The 16,749-nt window shown below is 63.3% G+C and carries 16 protein-coding genes; 4 read left to right on the top strand and 12 right to left on the bottom strand.

The window, feature by feature from the left end; genetic code table 11:
• Nucleotides 1-55 precede the first annotated feature (55 nt).
• Nucleotides 56-835: a hypothetical protein gene (locus ACFE70_RS16145; RefSeq protein WP_375418806.1), complete on the bottom strand. Its 780-nt coding sequence runs from the start codon at nucleotides 833-835 to the stop codon at nucleotides 56-58.
• A gap of 185 nt (nucleotides 836-1,020) precedes the next feature.
• Here ACFE70_RS16145 and ACFE70_RS16140 point away from each other — a divergent pair, with 185 nt between their 5' ends.
• On the top strand, nucleotides 1,021-1,908 hold the full coding sequence (locus tag ACFE70_RS16140; RefSeq protein ID WP_375418805.1) for an alpha/beta hydrolase: 888 nt from the start codon (nucleotides 1,021-1,023) through the stop codon (nucleotides 1,906-1,908).
• Nucleotides 1,909-1,982: 74 nt separating this feature from the next.
• Here the strand turns inward: ACFE70_RS16140 and ACFE70_RS16135 are convergent, their stop codons facing one another.
• The 4 genes from ACFE70_RS16135 to ACFE70_RS16120 all read right to left on the bottom strand — a co-directional run bounded on the left by ACFE70_RS16135 (nucleotide 1,983) and on the right by ACFE70_RS16120 (nucleotide 6,266).
• Nucleotides 1,983-2,477 carry a methylated-DNA--[protein]-cysteine S-methyltransferase gene (locus tag ACFE70_RS16135; RefSeq protein ID WP_375418804.1) on the bottom strand — a complete coding sequence of 165 codons (495 nt, stop codon included), beginning with the start codon at nucleotides 2,475-2,477 and terminating at the stop codon, nucleotides 1,983-1,985.
• A 368-nt stretch (nucleotides 2,478-2,845) separates the two neighbouring features.
• Nucleotides 2,846-4,051: an amine oxidase gene (locus ACFE70_RS16130; RefSeq protein ID WP_375418803.1), complete on the bottom strand. Its 1,206-nt coding sequence runs from the start codon at nucleotides 4,049-4,051 to the stop codon at nucleotides 2,846-2,848.
• A 38-nt stretch (nucleotides 4,052-4,089) separates the two neighbouring features.
• On the bottom strand, nucleotides 4,090-5,076 hold the full coding sequence (locus tag ACFE70_RS16125; RefSeq protein ID WP_375418802.1) for a cation diffusion facilitator family transporter: 987 nt from the start codon (nucleotides 5,074-5,076) through the stop codon (nucleotides 4,090-4,092).
• A 230-nt stretch (nucleotides 5,077-5,306) separates the two neighbouring features.
• Entirely contained in the window at nucleotides 5,307-6,266 is a 960-nt protein-coding gene (locus ACFE70_RS16120) for a cation diffusion facilitator family transporter (protein ID WP_375418801.1), read from the bottom strand.
• A 266-nt stretch (nucleotides 6,267-6,532) separates the two neighbouring features.
• Here ACFE70_RS16120 and ACFE70_RS16115 point away from each other — a divergent pair, with 266 nt between their 5' ends.
• Nucleotides 6,533-7,372 carry a helix-turn-helix transcriptional regulator gene (locus tag ACFE70_RS16115; protein WP_375418800.1) on the top strand — a complete coding sequence of 280 codons (840 nt, stop codon included), beginning with the start codon at nucleotides 6,533-6,535 and terminating at the stop codon, nucleotides 7,370-7,372.
• A gap of 104 nt (nucleotides 7,373-7,476) precedes the next feature.
• Nucleotides 7,477-8,904 carry an APC family permease gene (locus tag ACFE70_RS16110; protein ID WP_375418799.1) on the top strand — a complete coding sequence of 476 codons (1,428 nt, stop codon included), beginning with the start codon at nucleotides 7,477-7,479 and terminating at the stop codon, nucleotides 8,902-8,904.
• On the opposite strand, the gene ACFE70_RS16105 is transcribed toward ACFE70_RS16110, so the two are convergent.
• Nucleotides 8,901-9,086 carry a hypothetical protein gene (locus ACFE70_RS16105; protein ID WP_375418798.1) on the bottom strand — a complete coding sequence of 62 codons (186 nt, stop codon included), beginning with the start codon at nucleotides 9,084-9,086 and terminating at the stop codon, nucleotides 8,901-8,903. The genes ACFE70_RS16110 and ACFE70_RS16105 overlap by 4 nt on opposite strands.
• A gap of 81 nt (nucleotides 9,087-9,167) precedes the next feature.
• Here ACFE70_RS16105 and ACFE70_RS16100 point away from each other — a divergent pair, with 81 nt between their 5' ends.
• On the top strand, nucleotides 9,168-9,317 hold the full coding sequence (locus ACFE70_RS16100; protein WP_375418797.1) for a hypothetical protein: 150 nt from the start codon (nucleotides 9,168-9,170) through the stop codon (nucleotides 9,315-9,317).
• A gap of 192 nt (nucleotides 9,318-9,509) precedes the next feature.
• On the opposite strand, the gene ACFE70_RS16095 is transcribed toward ACFE70_RS16100, so the two are convergent.
• The 6 genes from ACFE70_RS16095 to ACFE70_RS16070 all read right to left on the bottom strand — a co-directional run bounded on the left by ACFE70_RS16095 (nucleotide 9,510) and on the right by ACFE70_RS16070 (nucleotide 16,376).
• Complete coding sequence (locus ACFE70_RS16095) at nucleotides 9,510-9,743, bottom strand: hypothetical protein (protein WP_375418796.1); 234 nt, start codon at nucleotides 9,741-9,743, stop codon at nucleotides 9,510-9,512.
• Nucleotides 9,740-9,946, bottom strand: coding sequence for a hypothetical protein (locus tag ACFE70_RS16090; protein WP_375418795.1), 207 nt, complete (start codon nucleotides 9,944-9,946; stop codon nucleotides 9,740-9,742). Before ACFE70_RS16090 ends, ACFE70_RS16095 begins: the two co-directional genes overlap by 4 nt.
• A gap of 32 nt (nucleotides 9,947-9,978) precedes the next feature.
• Entirely contained in the window at nucleotides 9,979-10,506 is a 528-nt protein-coding gene (locus tag ACFE70_RS16085; protein WP_375418794.1) for a GNAT family N-acetyltransferase, read from the bottom strand.
• A 270-nt stretch (nucleotides 10,507-10,776) separates the two neighbouring features.
• Nucleotides 10,777-13,923 (bottom strand): PQQ-dependent sugar dehydrogenase, encoded by a 3,147-nt coding sequence (locus tag ACFE70_RS16080; RefSeq protein WP_375418793.1) that lies wholly within the window; start codon nucleotides 13,921-13,923, stop codon nucleotides 10,777-10,779.
• 451 nt (nucleotides 13,924-14,374) lie between these two features.
• A complete protein-coding gene (gene hemB, locus ACFE70_RS16075) occupies nucleotides 14,375-15,361 on the bottom strand; it encodes a porphobilinogen synthase (RefSeq protein ID WP_375418792.1) in 987 nt (328 codons plus the stop codon).
• A 199-nt stretch (nucleotides 15,362-15,560) separates the two neighbouring features.
• Nucleotides 15,561-16,376: a phytanoyl-CoA dioxygenase family protein gene (locus ACFE70_RS16070; RefSeq protein WP_375418791.1), complete on the bottom strand. Its 816-nt coding sequence runs from the start codon at nucleotides 16,374-16,376 to the stop codon at nucleotides 15,561-15,563.
• Nucleotides 16,377-16,749 lie beyond the last annotated feature (373 nt).

The raw sequence follows: 16,749 nt of genomic DNA, 5'->3' as shown, positions 1-16,749 counted from the left end.
CGCGAAGCACACCTTAATCACTCATCATTATCCACTAACCAATAATTATCAACCACTACTTAAACATGCCCTGCGGGTCGGGCTGCTTGGCCAGCAGCTCGGTGATGAAGTTGAAGTCGAGGCTGGTCAGGTTCAGGGCCTGGCCTTTGCGCACGGCCTCCCAGGCTTCGGCGTACTTTTCCTGGTGGTAGCGCACGCGGGCCGTGGCCTGCCAGGCGGCGGCCTGGTTGGGGTCGAGGGCGAGGGCGCGCTGCAGGTAGCCATCGGCGGTGGTCAGGTCCTTTTTCTTTTTGGTCTGGCCGTAGCGGTTGAGGTGGCTGGCGCCGAGGTCGGCAAGGATGCCCGCGTTGGCCGGGGCCAGCACCAGCGCCTGGCTGAGCAGGGCCAGCGCCTCGCTGGTGGCCGCGGGCTGGCCGCTGGCGATGATGCCCAGCCCGTGGTAGGCGTCGGCGTTCTGGGGGTTCAGCAGCCAGGCCAGGTTGAAGCGGTAAGTGGCCGTATCGGGCTGATTCTCATTTAAATACTCAAAGCCTTTGCGGGCAAAGAAAGCGCTGGCCTCGGCGCGCGAAGCGAAGCTGCGGGCCACGTCGTCGAGGCGGGCAGTGCCGAGCAGCGCGGTGGCCTGCGCCACGCTCACGCCCCCGAACAGCGGACGCAGGCGCGGCGGCAGGGCAGCGGGCGCTACGGGCGCAGAACTCAGGCTGCCGTCGGCCTGGGTGGCGGGAGGGGGGGTAGGGGCCGAACGGCCGCGCCGCTGCGCCTGGGCGGCGCCGGGGGGCAGCGCCAGCAGCGCGGCCAGCGCGGTAGAAGTCAGAAACAGGCAGGAAGAGCGCATCGGCAAAAGGGAAAGCCAGGGAAAAGCCGGCCGGACTTGGCAAAGATACCGGCCGGCCCCGCAAGGCGCCGGGGCCGGGCGAAGTTCCGGGACGCCGGGTTTGGGCAGGCTTCAAACCAGCCGGGGGGGTAGGGCGTAGGTGCAGGCCGGCGCCGGCTGCTGCCGGTGGCTTCTATCCCAGGCCAATGACTTTATCCCGACTGCTGCTGGCGCCGCTGGCCCTGCTGCTCACGGCCGCCGCGCTGCTGCTGGCCACCGAGCTGGCCGCGGCCTACCCCAGCCGCCGCACCGCCGACCTGCCCTACGTGGCGGCCACGGCTTCCGACTTCGACGCGAAGCGGCACGTGCTGGACGTGTATCAGCCCCGAAAAGCGGCGCCCGCGGCCGGCGGCTACCCCGTGGTCGTCTTCATCCACGGCGGCTCCTGGAACTCCGGCTCGAAAGGCTTCTACTCGTTTATTGGCCGGCGGCTGGCCAAACAGGGCGTGGTAGCGGTCATTATCAACTACCGCCTGGCCCCGCAGGTGCAGATTCCGCAGATGGCCGCCGACTGCGCCCGCGCCCTGGCCTGGACGGTGCAAAACATCAAAGCCTACGGCGGCGACCCGGCCCGCATCTTTACGATGGGCCACTCGGCCGGCGGTGGGCTGGCCGCCCTGCTCGCCACCGACAATGCCCTGCTCGCCCGCCACGGCCTGCCCCAGAACCCGGTGCGCGGCGCCCTGCTCGACGACCCCGCCGGCCTCGACATGTACGAGTACCTCACCAAGCTGGAGTACGAAGGCGACGCCCAGTATCTGGGGCCGTGGGGCCAGGACCCGGCCGGGTGGAAAGCGCACTCGGCGCTGTATAAGCTCACGCCGGCCGCGCCGCCGTTTCTGCTTTTCATTGGCGAAAAAACCTACCCCTCCATCCTTCACAGCAGCCGCAAGTTTCAGGTGCAGCTAGCGGCGCTGGGCCACCCTGCGGCCTACACCGTGCTGCCCGGCAAGCGGCACGTGCCGATGGTATTGCAGCACTACTGGCAGAACAACGTGATTTACAAGGAGCTGCTGCGGATGGTCAATGAGTGAATGGCTGGATGGGTCAATGGGTCAATGAAGTGTTCTGACGTTGGCCACTTCACCCATTCACCCATTGTCTATTCTCACCCAAACAGGCCGCCCTGCATCAGGGGCTGCTCGAAGGCCAGCAGCCAGCGCTTGCGCAGCAGGCCGCCGGCGTAGCCGGTGAGGCTACCATCGGCGCCGATGATGCGGTGGCAGGGCCAGACCAAGGCCAGCGGGTTCTGGCCGTTGGCGGCGCCCACGGCCCGCACGGCCTTGTCGTTTTCGAGCTGCCGGGCCAAATCCAGGTAGGAGGCCGTGCGGCCGTAGCCGATGTTGGGCAGCGCGGCCCACACCTGCCGCTGAAAGGCGGTGCCGGCTTCGGGGGCGCAGGGCACCGAAAAGTCGCGCAGCTCGCGCCCGAAATAGGCGTGCAGCTGCCGGTGCGCCTCGCGCAGGCAGCCAGCCAGCGCCGCCGCGGGCGTCGGCGCCACGGCATCGCCTTTGTCAAGAAAACGCACCGCGTGCAGGCCGGCGTCGGAGGCGCGCAGCTCCACCATTCCGATGGGCGAGTAAAGGTGGGCTAGGGCAGGCATGGCGCTGAAAGGCAGGAAAAACGCAGGTCAGCAAGGTATAAAATTAGCTGCACAGTAAGCCGTTCTTGCCGCTCCTTTCCGGATAAATTCAAGCTCTTTCCGCTTCCAGTGCTGCTTTTCCAAGGGCGGCCCTCAAGCTGCCGGACAAAAAGAGGGGGTAGGGAATAGTTATACCCTTCAAGAGCTGGCCTGCAAGAATGAGGTAGGGTGCGGGGCTTGCCCCCGCCCGCCGGTCGCGCCGTTGCCTCGGTTTGCGCTGACGCCGGGCGGGGGCAAGCCCCGCACCCTACATCGCGACAAGTATAATTTCCTACCCCCCTTTACCCTGATGAAGTGCCTGCACTGAGGCGCCACTGCCCCGAGCTGCCTTACACGCTCAGGCTGACCGGCCGGCGCCGCCTGGGGCGGGGCACGGCGGCGGCCACCACGGTCTGCGCCTGCCGGAAGGCCTCAGCGGCCGGCTGGTCGAGGTGGCGCAGGGGGGGTAGGCCGCCGGGCTGCAGCTCGGCATCCCAGAGGCCCGACTGGTGCCAGCGGTCGAGGTGGTCCCAGTCGGGGCGGTCGATGATGGGGTAGGCGCACACGCCCCACAGCGGCAGGCCCTGGGCCCGCACGGCGGCGCACTCCTCACCTAGCCTGCGCCACCAGATGGGGCGGTCTTCGCCGGGGTGGCTGGTTTCGCTGATGACCATCGGGCGGTGGTAGCGGCGGTGGGCCTGGGCTAGCAGCGTGCGCAAGGGCACCCAGCGCGGGTCCATCACCGGGTCGTTCCAGCCCAGGCGCTGGTACATCGGCAGCTGCCATTGGTTGTCGTAGTAGTAGTTGAAGCCCATAATGTCCAGGTATTCCTCGCGTCCGCCCAGCTCCGGGCACAGGCGTCCGGCCAGGATATCGACCGACTGGAACTGGTCGAGGTGGGCGCGGCGGGCCTCACGCCGATGGCGCGGAATGGGCCGCGGCGGGGGCACAATGCTGATGAGCGGCTCGGTGGTGAGAATGCGGATGCCGGGGTCGGCTTCGCGCAGGGCGGCCGTGCCCTCGATGTAGGCGCGCATCAGGCCATACTTCACTTCCCAGCCCTGGCCCACGCAGTAAGGCGAGGTGCCGCGCACGTCGCCGCCAAGCCAGGACATGAAGCTCACCTCGTTAATCGGGGTCACGATGAGCACGTCGTCGGGCCGCTCGGCGCGGTAAAAGTCCACGAAGGCGCGGCAGAGCGCGGCAAAGCGCCGGGCAAACATAGGGTGCAGCGGCGTCAGGTCGTCGGGGTAGCCGAAATGGCACAAATCCCAGACCTGCTGAATGCCGTGGCGGCGGCCGGCGGCCAGCATCAGCTTCACCGTGCTCCAGTCGTAGTGGTAGGGTATCTTTTCGATGTGGGCCCAGCGGATGCCCTCGCGCACGGTGCTGATTTGCAGCTGCTTCAGGTCGGTATAGTCTTCGTCAAGCAGCTGCAAGTGTCCCGTGAGGGGCAGGAAATCAACGCGGTTGCCGAAGCAGTTGAGCTGGTCGGTGCATTCATAGCCACCCCACCAGAAGGATTGGAACGGGTTGTCGGAAATAACAGGATTCATAGCGTAATTTAGGGAAAAACAGACGCGACCAAGCCCCGCTATACTGTCAGCACGCCGGGCGGGTTGGAGCCGGGCGCCTGAGTACCCAGCGCAGGGGTAGGGCTGTGCTTGGTGATGGACTGTGCCTCGATGAAAATGCGCTGAAACTCTGGGTGGGCCGTGCTAATGGCGCTTTGCAGCGCGGCAATGGCCTGCTCCACCTCGGCGGCCGAGAGGTTGTCTTTGAAGTCCACATCGAGGGCCAGCACGACGTCGGTCGGGCCCAGGTACATGGTCAGGGGCGAGCGGGCGCTCTCGATGGCCGGCTGCGCCTGGATAATGGCGTTGAGCTGTGCCAGCTGGGTTTCATCGACGCCCAGGCCCACCAGCAGGCGCTTGGTTTTGGCCACCAGGAAGATGGCCACCAGCATCAGCAGCAGGCCGATGACGATGGACGCCGCGCCATCGAGGAAGGGATTATTAAGCAAATGCCCGAAATAGACGCCCGCCAGCGCCACCACCAGCCCGACCAGCGCGGCCAGGTTTTCGAGCACCGAGGCGAACACCGCCGGGTCTTTGCTGGTGCTCAGGGTCGTGAAGAAGCCGGTTTTCTGGGCGGCCGGCGTGGCGTAGAGAGCCTTCACGGCCAGGTAGCAGGCCAGCAGCTCGAACAGGATGGAGAGGCCGAGCACGACGTAGTTCCAGGTCGGGTCGGTGATGGGCGCCGGGTTGGTGAGGTGCTTCACGCCCTCGTAAAAGGACATGCCGCCGCCGATGGCAAAGATGAGGATGGCCACAATCAGCGACCAGAAATACAGCTCCTTGCTGCGCCCGAACGGGTGCTGCGCATCGGCCGGCTTGAGGCTTTGGCGAATGCCGAAGAGCAGCAAAACCCCGTTGCCGGTATCAACCAGGGAGTGAATGCCCTCGGAGAGCATGGCCGACGAGCCGGTGAAATAGGCCGCCACGAACTTGCTGGCCGCAATGGCGATGTTGGCGCCGATGCCGCCGTAGAGGGCGAGCTTGGAGGAATTGGCAGAGGCCATGAGGTTGGGCAGAAAGAGGGGGGGTAGGGAATTTGGGGCGAGCAGGAAGCAGAGGGCGGCAATGAAGCTAACCGAACGTCATGTCGAGCTTGCGAGACATCTCGCTTGGGGAAGTAATCAGCTTGACTATACGATTGGATTACCACCCCGAGCGAGATGCTTCACTCCGCTGCGCTGCATTCAGCATGACAGTTTCTTAGGTTTTTTAGACTTATCAGGACTGCTCATAGTCAGTCAATTGCGGCGCTGCCCACGGGGTCTTTCGGCACGCGCTGCTGTTCCGGAATGGCTTTGGCTTCGACGAAGATGCGCTGAAACTCGGGGTGCTCGGCGCGGATGGCGTCCTGGAGCGCGTTGACGGCGCGCTCGACTTCGTCGGCCGAGAGGCGACTTTCAAACTCGATGTCGAGGGCCAGAATCACGTCCTGCGGGCCCAGGTACATGGTGAGCGGGGCGCGCATCTGCTGCACCGTGGGCTGGGCCTGCACGATGCGCTGCAAGTCGGCCAGCGTCTCATCTTCTACCCCCACGCCCACCAGCAGACCCTTGGTTTTGTAGATGAGAAACACCGCCACGCTCACCAGCAGCAGCCCGATGCCGATGGAGGCTGCGCCATCGAGGAAGGGATTGTTCAACAAATGTCCGAAATAGACGCCGGTCAGGGCGATGGTCAGCCCGACGAGGGCGGCCAAATCTTCGAGCAGAATGGCAAATACCGAGGGGTCGCGGCTGCGGCGCAAGGTCTGCCAGAAGCCGGCGTCGCCGCGGTCGGCGTTAAAGGCTCGGAAGGCCAGAAAGCACGAAATGCCCTCAAAAACCAGCGAGAGGCCCAGCACGATGTAGTTCCAGGTCGGGTCGGTGATGGGCGCCGGGTGCTTGATGTGCTCGATGCCCTCATAGAAGGACATGCCGCCGCCAACCGAAAACACCAGGATGGCGACAATCAGGGACCAGAAATACAGTTCCTTGCTGCGCCCGAACGGGTAGCGCGCATCCGCGGGCTTGGCGCTTTGGTGCACGCCAAACAAAATCAGGATGCCGTTGCCGCTATCAACCAGGGAGTGGATGCCCTCGGAGAGCATGGCCGACGAGCCGGTGATAAACGCGGCCACGAACTTGGAGATGGCAATGGCCACGTTGGCCGCGATAGCGCCGTAGATGGCCAGCTTGGAAGAGGAAGCGGAACTCATGCCAGGGCTTACGCACGAGCGGGGATGGGCGTTGGCGGGGGGTAGGGAACTAGGGAGGCCGAGGCCGGTACTGAAACAAACTTCCGCCCGCCCCTTATTCCGCTCTTCCAGCTATATCTCCCTACCCTCTCCTTTGCACGTCCCAACCCACACTCCAGCGATACCGCCACTTAACTATTAGATTTGGCGTCGTTGAGTAAGATTCAGAATTAATTATTTTTGTCTCATCTTTTATTTGATGCTTTCCAGCGTCACGCTCTACTTATATGGCTAAAAAAACCTTCTGTTATCTAAATGGCAAACTCGTGGAGCAGGCCCGTTGTCGCCTCCAACTTAACCAGCGCCAACTAGAGGCCCGCATTGGAGAGCTGCGCAGACAGCACCCCATCTCTTATGGGGACGCCAAACAACTGCGCAACTACATTCTTTCTGCACTCGAAAATGCCGCCGTCGGCACTCCCAAATCCCGCTTAGGCGTTCCCACGGCGCAACTATTGGCCGACGCTTTGCAAGTTCCGCTAACCCAACTTATTCACAATGACTCCTCTAATTTAACTCTTGGCATAGGAGATTCTTCTATTACAAACAAATCAGAACAAGCTGCTGAGCAACAGTATGTTTACTCTAATAGAGACCTTCGCAACCTCGTGTTGTCGACAGAAGCATGTTATGTGGATTTGCCTTATATTTCCATACATGCCCATGCTTTATTTGCTGACGCAGGGAGTAATTACGAATTAAGTTATAACGAGACACGCCGTCTCTATTTGTATGAAACCGCCGCCAGTGTGTATACTGATGGCAGCGCTGTAGTCTTTGAAGCTCATGATGACAGCATGGGGCCTCTAATTCTATCAGGTGAAGAAGTGATAGGTTTTCCCATAGCAGACAGTAAATGGGAGTTGTTACATAATTGTGTAGTTGCAATCGTTTACGATAACACATTTACAGTTAAGAAGATATTGGGTAATGACTTGGTTGCGGCTAGTACGCTTACACTTCATCCTCACCGCCCCGATTTAGCCTCATTTACCTTGCAACGGAGTATGATTCGCAATATCTATCGTGTAAATGAGTTTTTGCGCCCGCGAAAAATTAATTTATGATACTATTAAATATTAACCATAAATAAATTAAAATTGCCAAACACGTAGTGTTTACTTATTATGGCTTTTGCTTTGGTAAACACTTGGTAAACGTTCTTCCAAATATGGAGAGTTATAACGACCAGAAGATAGCCGCGATGGAGGTTAAAACTGGTCTAAGTCGTTCGTTAGGCCTCGTCCAGGCCACCGCCCTCAACATGATTGACATGGTGGGCATTGGGCCCTTCATCACCCTGCCGCTGGTGATGGGGCTGATGGGGCCCAACTTCCTGCTGGCCTGGCTGGTAGGCGCGGGCCTGGCCCTGGTCGATGGCCTGATTTGGAGCGAGTTGGGCGCTGCCTACCCCGAGGCCGGCGGCTCCTACCGCTTCCTCAAGCTGGCGTACGGCGAGCTGAAGTGGGGCCGGCTGATGTCGTTTCTCTACGTGTGGCAGACGCTGGTGCAGGCGCCGCTGGTGCTGGCCTCGGGCGCCATCGGCTTCGCCCAGTATTTCGGCTACCTCGTGCCCCTGACGGAGCCGTGGCAGCCTAAGCTGGTGTCGGGCGGCGTGGTTTTGCTGCTCATTGCTTTGCTCTACCGCCGCATCGAGGACATTGGCAAGCTGGGGGTGCTGCTGTGGGTGGGCGTGCTCGGGCTGCTGGGCTGGCTCATTGTGGGTGGCCTGACCCACGCGCAGCACCCGGTGGCCTGGCTGCCGGCGGGTGGGGGGGTAGGGGGCGGCGCGGCCACGCTGCCGGGCGTGCTGCTCTCGGCGGCGCTAGGGCAGGCGGCCATCAAAACCATCTACTCCTACCTCGGCTACTACAACGTCTGCCACCTGGGCGGCGAAATCGCGAGTCCGCAGCGCGTGATTCCGCGCAGCATCTTCCTGAGCATCCTGGGCATCATGGCCCTGTATTTATTGCTCAATTGGAGCGTGGGTTCGGTTATTCCGTGGCAGGAAGTGCGGCAGTGGCAGGCCGCCGCGGGTGGCGCGCCCGATAAGTCGCAGTTTATTGTGAGCGTGTTTATGGAGCGCATCTACGGGCCGGCGGCGGCGCAGGGCGCCACGGCGCTAGTGTTGCTGGTGGCGTTTGCCTCGCTCTTCGCAGTCTTGCTGGGCTACTCGCGCATTCCCTACGCGGCGGCGGCCGACGGCGAGTTTCTGGGCTTTTTTGGCAAGCTGCACCCCACCAAGCAGTTTCCCTACGTGTCCTTGCTCTTGCTGGGGGGGGTAGGCTTTGTGTTCAGTTTGCTTTTCAAGCTCGGCGAGGTAATTACCGCCATTCTGGCCATGCGCATTCTGGTGCAGTTCGTGGGGCAGGCGGTGGGGCTGGTGCTGCTGCGGCGCCGGCTGGGCACGGCGGCGCTGCCCTTCAAGATGCCGCTTTTTCCGCTGCCCGTCATCGTGGCCGTGGCCGTGTGGCTGTGGGTGTTTTGGAGCACGGGGCCCAAGTTCATGCTCTCGGGCCTGGCCGTGATTGCGCTGGGCGTGGGCGTATTTCTGCTCTGGAGCCGGCGGCTGGGGCGGTGGCCGTTTCAGGAGCGCTAACTTAATTCGGAAATCAGCTCGTCGTAGCCGCCGTCCGGGTCCAGGCTGCTGTGCCGAAACAAGATGAATACCGCCTGGCCGGCCTGCACTTCATAAATGGCCAGATACTGTCGGCGGAAAATGACTTTCCGAAACTCGCGGTGCGGAAAATACTGGCAAAGTGGCTGAAAAAGCGGCTGCAACTGGGGAAAGGGCGCTACTACGTCGTAGAGTAGGGTAAATAATTCCTGGGTAAAACGTTGGCCGCGCGACGGATTGCGGTCTTGAAAATACTTGTCTACTGGGCTAGCAAACGGCATATTCAGTACGATGATGAAACCAAGTACGGCTCGTTTCTGGACAAGCAGGCAGCGTGGGAAAAGCAGCTGGCCACCGAACTGGCGGAGCTGGCGGCTTTCGCCGTGCCTGATTAGAGCTGATTAAGTCAGCCGCTTCTCGTAGCAGAAAAAGCGCAGCCTTGGCCGAAACGCCAGGCTGATTCCGCCCGCGAAGCGGTGGCCCGGCCGGAGCAACTTACTCAGGTGCTGGCAACTCTAGGGCCGCCGGATTCTGGTGAGTTGAATAGGCGTACACAAAAATCAGCTCCGCATCACCGACTTCGTATATTACTGCATAACGCCGGTCGAGAACTGCTCGGCGCAATGGGCGGGCGCGCTGGGCAAGAAATAAGCGGGAAAAGCGTGCGGGAAGGGCGCGATAGTGTCGCAGGCAAAATCCATAATGCGCCTGACTAGCGCCCGGCCCCGGCGCGGGCTATGTTGCCCCGTCCACTGCTCCAGGTCCAGGAGCGCCTGCAAAAAGCCTTGCCGCAGAATCAGCTCCCGGCCACTTACCATCATAAGCCAAGCTGCGCGGTTGCCTGCTCCCAGGAAAGCCGGGGCGAATCCAGCGAGGCTTGAATCTGGTCGTGCAGCTCTTTTTCAGAGAAGCCGGGTTCCAGGGGATGGAACGCAATGGCATTGCCCTTGCGCAGCCCCTCCAGGATGGCTACCACCATCTCCTCGTCTTCGGGCGTGAGGACATCCAGCAAAAAGGTTTTCATGCTTCAATCTACATAAAACCAGCCGCAGTGGTTTAAGTTAGCCGCTTCTCGTAGCAGAAAAAGCGCAGTCCCGGCCGAAATGCCAGGCTGATTTCGCCCGCGAAGCGGTAGCCCAGCTTCGGAAACAGGCGCTGGGTGGCCCCGTTCTCGGAGTTGGTATCAACGCGCACGGCCGGGAAGCCCCAGCCGCGGGCCAGCGTTTCGGCCTGGGCCAGCAGGGCCAGGGCCACGCCGTGGCCCTGGGCGGCGGGCGCCACGGCCAGGCGATGCACCACGGCGGCCGGCTCGGCGGGGTTCCAGTCGGCCTGGGCGTATTCGGGGTCCTGGGCGTTGCGGGTAAGGGCGGCTACGCCGGCCAGGGCGGTTTCGCCGGGCAGCGTGGCTACCCACAGGTGGCCGGCCGCGAGGTCCTGCGCGAAGACTTCCGCGTTCGGATAGTCCGCCGACCACTGGAAGTTGCCCTGCGTGTGCATCAGCGGCACTACTTCGCGCACCAAAGCCAGGATGGCGGGCAGGTCGGCGGCCGTGGCGAGGCGGATGAGGGGGGTAGGGAACGGCATTGGGCGGCGGCAGGGGGGTAGGGAATAGGCAAAGAAACGCCGCCGTTAATCTGCCCAGCGGCTGAAGCCAAAAAAAGACCGGCTGCGGGCCGGTCTTTTTCAAAGGGGGTAGGAAATTTACAGTTGTTCTCAGGTCAGGGTACGCTCTTGAGAAGAGTTAAAAGTTGAGCGTTAGAAGTTAAAATGCCATTGACCGAAATTTTAACTTCTAACGCTCAACTTTTAACTTAAGCGACTAACTTCGGAACCGCTCCGAATTTGCCGCTGCTGCTAGGGCGCCACTACCAGGCGGCGCACGGTGCGCTCGGCGCCGCGCGTCACGGTCACGATGTATATGCCGCCGGGCAGCGCACCCAGCGCCACCCGCACGTTGTTGCGGCCCGCGGTGGTGCGGTGCGTGGTGCCGGCTACGCGGCGGGCCAGCGCGTCGCGCACCTCTACGTGCACGGCCTCGCCCCCATCGGCTTGCAGGCTGACGGTAAGCTGGTCGCGGGCCGGGTTCGGATAAAGCTGCAAGGTTTCATCGGTGGTATCGCTGCTGCTACCGCTGCCGCTACCGCTGCCGCCGCTACTGCTGCGGGCCTGCGCCACACTGACCGAGCCGCCGGCCCGGAATAGCGCCGTGGCCGGAACGCTGGTCTTGCTTTGACCCGGCCCGGCGTAGCTCACGTTCAGCACCTGGCCGCTGCCGCGCTCGAAAAACGTGACCGTGAGGGCGTGCAGGCCGGCTTTGAGGCCGATTTGGCCGCTGCGCTCCTGCGCGCCGTGCAGGCCGTCGTTGTTGACTACCAGCGTCGAGCCGATGAAGAGCTGCGAGCCGTCGTCGGAGGAAGTATAGAAGGTATAGATGCCATCAGTGGGCACCCGCACGTAGCCGCTGTAGCGGAAGGCGAAGCTGTCGTCGCGCAGGCGCGGGGTCAGGTCGAAGGTGCTGGTCGTGCCGCTGCGCACTGGCGTGAGGGCCGCGAAGCCGGGCAGCAGGTCCCAGCTGCCTTCGTAGTAGCGGTAGTTCAGGCCCGCCACGGGGCTGGCCACCGCATCGGGGCTGCGCAACGCCACGTTCGTCACGCTGAAGCTGACCGTGAGCGGGGCGCCGGCGCTGCCGCCCGCCCCGCTCTGCGTGAAGGGCGTGGCCGTGAGCGAGTGAGAGCCCAGGGTGGGCGTCCAGGCGTTGTAGCTGGTCACGCCGTTGACGGTGCCGTTGTCGCCGGCCAGGGCGTAGGGCGCCGTGCTTTCCGTCCGGTAGGCGGCATTGCCGTCGAAGCCGAAGCGCACGCTGCCCACCGGGGCGGGGCTGGTGTTGGCCCGGATGTTCAGGTTGCGGGTGGGCAGCGCGGCCAGGTTCAGGGTGGCGCCGCTCGGCAGCGGGTCGTAGCCGGCCAGGGGCTGGTCGGTGTCGGCATTCAGCAGCGTAAACGAGGTGACGGCCGGCGTTGTCACGGCCCGGAACGTGGCCGTGTAGGTTGCATCGTCGGTGGGCGTGCGGATGCTCTGGGTGGCCGCGCCGCCCTGGCTCCAACCCGCAAACTCATACCGGATGCCGGTCACGGTTTGCGGGCTCACTACGCCCAGCGTGCGCGTGATGCCCTCCACGCTCGTCACGCTGGCCGGCGAAGTCAGCGGCTGCCCGTCGAGGGTTACTTGCAGGCCGGCCGGGCTGGTGGCCAGGCGCAGCGCCGAGGTGCGGGGCAGCAGGTCGCGGTAGGTAGTGGCCTGGCGCCCGCCCTGGTCGGTCACGGTCAGCACAAGGCGGTAGAAGACGTTGGCGGCCGTCTCGCCGGCGCTCGGAATGGTGAACGTGCCGCTCCGGGCGCCCTGATTAAAGGACGTGCCGTCGTGCACGTGGGTGCCGTGGTGGAAATTCACCCGCCACGAAAACGCGCTGGCCGGCAGAGTGCCGTCCTCGGCGTCGGTGGCCTCGCCCGAAAACGAGATGGTGGTGCCGGCCACGTAGGTGGTGCCGGCGGCGGGCGTCAGAATCCGGGCCGTGGGCGCGGCGTTGGGGGCCGTCACGGTCAGCGTGGCCGTATTGCTGGTGGCCGTGCCCGCGCCGTTGCGCACCAGAGCGCGGTACTGCCCGGCGTCGGCCGTCGCGGCGCTGGCAAGGCGGTAGGTGCTGGCCGTGGCGCCGCTGATATTGACGCCGTTTTTCTGCCACTGGTAGCTCAGCGGCGCCGTGCCGGCCGCCGTCACCGCGAACGTCGCGGCGCTGCCCGCCGCCACGCTCTGGCTGGCCGGCTGCGCCGTGATGAGTGGCGCGCTGCTGGCCGGCGTGTACACCACCTTGTAGAGGGCGCCGCTGCTGCGGCTCAGGTAGTAGAGGTTGCCGTCGGGCCCGGTTTCCAGGCCCACGGCGTTGCCGGGCAGGCCGGTGGCAAACGGCGAGCGCACGGCGGCTCCCCTACTCAGGTCGAGGTAGTTAATCCACTGGCTGCACAGGTCCTGGTAGAAGTATTTGCCCTTGTAGGCCGCCGGGTAGCTGGTGCTGGCCGGGTTGAAAAACGTGCCGCCCGTGATGGCGCAGCCCCGGCCGTCGCCTTCGCCGTGGGGGTAGCTGAACACCGGGCTTGTCACGCCGGCCGCCGTGGTGGCGCCTTCGGTGGTGGGCCAGCCGAAGTTGCGTCCGCCGGTGCTGGCCTCGTCGATTTCCTCCCAGCGGTCCTGGCCCACGTCATTGAGGAACAGGCGGCCCGTGCCCGGCTGCACCGCGAAGGTGTAGGGGTTGCGCAGGCCGTAGCTCCACACGCGCTGGCGCTGGGCCGAAACGCCGCTGCCGCTGAACGGGTTGCCGCTCGGTACTGAGCCATCAGCATTGATACGCAGCACCTTACCGTGGTAAGTGTCCAGGTTCTGGGCGTTGGCGCCGTGGGCATTCTCGCCGATGGCCACGTAGAGCTTGCCATCGGCCCCGAAGTGCATGGCCCCGCCGTTGTGGTTCGTGGCCCAGCCGAGCGGGTCGAGGTCGAGCACCACCTTTTCGCTGCCGGCCACGGCCACGTCACCGCTGGCCGTGAAGCGGCTGATGCGGTTGCGAATCGGGCTCGTGGGGCTCGTGTAGTAGAGGTAGAGGTAATGGTTGGTTGAAAAATTAGGGTCCAGGGTGAGGCCAATCAGGCCCCGCTCGCCGTCGGCGTTCACATTCAAGCTGACGAGGGGGGTAGGGAGCAGGCTGCCGTTCTTAATGACGCGCAGGGCGCCGCCCTGCTCACCCACGAAGATGCGCCCGTCGGGGGCGAAGGCCAGCACCGTGGGGTTGTTGATGCCGCTGGCTACCAGCGCCTGGCTGAAGCCGGCCGGAAACGTTTGGGCCGTGGCCGCCCGCAAGCTCAGGAGCAGCACGAGGGTTAGCAGGGTCAGCCGCCGCGCATGGCCGGGGCGGTGCCTCAGGGGCCGCCCACCGGCGAAAGATGTTTGCATAGAAGAGAGTAAGGTGGAGAAATGGAGTAGAGAAGGAGGGTAGGGAAATACTGGCCGCCGGGCGCGAATGAGCGCAGCAAGCCGAAGCGGGGCGGGTACTTGGCAAGAAGACTTAGCACATAGGCAGCAGAGAGAAAGAGAAAACAGAGTAATAGAAATATTTCATGCAAGTGCATGAGGATGAGCAAGATAGGTGCTTTAGCTGAACAATTGGCGCTCGCGAGGCCGAAAAGCCCGAATCTTTTGGGGCGGCCACCGGCGCCGCCAGCGCTGCCGGCTGCCGGCTGCCGGCCGGGCGGGCTTGCGGCTGGCCCGCCCGCCAATAAAAAAACGCGCCTGGTGGGGCGCGTTTTTTCGGTATGCTCAGTTGCAGATTCCACTTTCCCTACCCCCTGCTACCGGGCCGAAGTGGTCAGGCCGGGGGGTAAAAACCTTGGTGAAACCCGGCCGCCTACCCCCGCCGCAGCACCGTGGCAGCTTCCTTGGCGAAGTAGGTCAGGATGGCGTCGGCGCCGGCGCGCTTGATGCTGAGCAGCACCTCCAGCATGGTGCGCTCGCCGTCGAGCCAGCCGTTTTGAGCGGCAGCCTTTATCATGGCGTACTCGCCGCTCACGTTGTAGGCCGTTACGGGCAGATTGGTTTGTTCCTTCACGGCGTGAATCACGTCGAGGTAGCTCAGGGCGGGCTTTACCATCACCATGTCGGCGCCTTCGTCCTCATCGAGCTTCAGCTCGCGCAGCGCTTCGCGCTTGTTGGCCGGGTTCATCTGGTAGGATTTCTTGTCGCCTTTTTTCGGGGCCGAGTCCAGCGCGTCGCGGAACGGGCCGTAGAAGGCCGAGGCGTACTTGGCCGTGTAGCTCATGATGCTCACGTGCTGGAAGGCATTCTCATCGAGCACCCGCCGAATCCAGGCCACGCGGCCGTCCATCATGTCGCTGGGCCCGATGATGTCGGCGCCGGCGCGGGCCTGGGCCAGGGCCATCTGCCCCAGGATTTCCAGCGTCGCGTCGTTCAGGATTTCGCCCGATTCGGTGTCCACTACGCCGTCGTGGCCGTCGGAGCTGTAGGGGTCCATCGCCACGTCGGTCATCAAGACCACCTCCGGAAACTGCCGCTTTATTTCAGCAACAGTTTTCAAATAAAGCCCTTCCGGATTAGCCGACTCCCTGGCCAGCCGGTCTTTCAGCTCATCATTAATGCCCGGAAACGGCGCGAACGCCTTGATGCCCAGCTCCACGCAGCGCCCGATTTCGTCAATTATCCTATCGGCCGAGTAGCGGAAGATGCCCGGCATGGAGTGGATTTCCACGGCCTGATTCTGGCCCTCAACGAGAAAGAGCGGGAAGATAAAATCGTGGGCCGTGAGGCGGGTTTCCTGCACCATATCGCGGATAACTTGCGACTTGCGGTTGCGGCGGGGGCGGGGGGTAGGGAACATCAGCAGTGAATGAGCGAATGAGTGAATGGGGAGTTGAGTGAGGTAGCAAGGAGATAAAGCAGAACGTCATGCTGAGCAGCGCGAAGCATTTTGCCTGGGTAATATCCAATCCTTCGATCATTTGGATTAGCCAGCGGGCAAGATGCTTCGCGTTGCTCAGCATGACGTTCTGCTTTATCTCCTCGCCCTACCCCCCCTCTTACTTCACCAAGTGCAAAAACCGCAGGTAGAACGGCGTGGCACTGCGCGCATCCTTGGGCTGGTACTTGCCGGCCAGAATCGGTACGTACATCACCCGGCGGCGGCTGGCGGCGCCCACCAGCGGCGACTGCGCCACGCGGTGCCACATGCGGCCGTCGTGCACCGTGAGGTCGCCGGGTTCGGTTTCGATGGCCAGCTCGTTGGGGTCGTCGTACACGTCCTTGAAATATTTCTTGCGAAACAGCATCTGGCCCAGGCTTTGGCGGTGAGTGCCGGGCAGCACCCGCAGCCCGCCGCTGCTGGCCGGGGTGTGGTCGAGGTGCAGGCCCACGTTGAGCATTGGGCCGATGCGCTTGCCGTAGAACACGTCACGCAAGGAGTCGGTGTGCCAGCCCATCTGGCTGAAGGCCGAGCCTTCGACGTTGACGTAGTGGTTCACCACGAGGCCGTCCTTCTCGTCGGCGCCTACCCGGCCGCCGTGAGCTTCGAGCAGCGGAAACAGGGCCCGGAAGCGGCTGTCCTGTAATAAGTTATGCAATACCGGGCTGTGCTGCGAGGCAAACGCAAACCGCTGCACGATGGGCGAGCCATCCACATCGTGGCCGTACTTGATGGGCACGCCGTTCACTTTGTCGAGGCCGGTAGCCAGCCAGGCGCGCTGCACGTCCTCGGTGGCTTGCAGGTAGGCCCGCACCTGCTCGGGCGAGGCGAAGGACCGGAAGTGCAAAAAGCCGTGCTGCTGAAAAAAGGCCTGCTGCTCGGTGGTGAGGGCGCTGCCGAGCGTAAAGCGGGGGTAGGTAGAGGCTGGTTCCATGAAGAGCAGGCGGCCAGAGTCAGGGCCGGCAGTAAGAAGCAAATATAAACTGGAATTGAGCGGCGGCGGCGGCAAAAAATGCCGTCGCGTCAGCCGCTGCGGGCTATAACTGGCAAATAGCGGCGCTGGTTTAAATTGCTTTGGCGGCAATCAGGCGGGGCTTCATTGCCGGCGGCTGGCGCAAGGAGTTGAGCGCTCAGCTTCCGCGCTGACGCTTGAAGGCGCCCTATCCTTTAGCGGGGCCGAAAGTATTTGCTTCGCTGCCGCTGCGGGCCCCAGGAGCGCGGCGGGTCCGTGGTGGGGTAGGGGAAGGCTTTAGGGAAATAATTGCCGGCATTCTCCCCAAAATTTCTCACCTTCACGCCCGCCCTAC

Origin of the sequence: uncultured Hymenobacter sp. (assembly GCF_964243305.1) — a bacterium.
Taxonomy (GTDB): Bacteria; Bacteroidota; Bacteroidia; order Cytophagales; family Hymenobacteraceae; genus Hymenobacter.
Note: the sequence above shows the minus strand (reverse complement) of the source record. Positions and strands in the feature narration are given on the sequence as shown.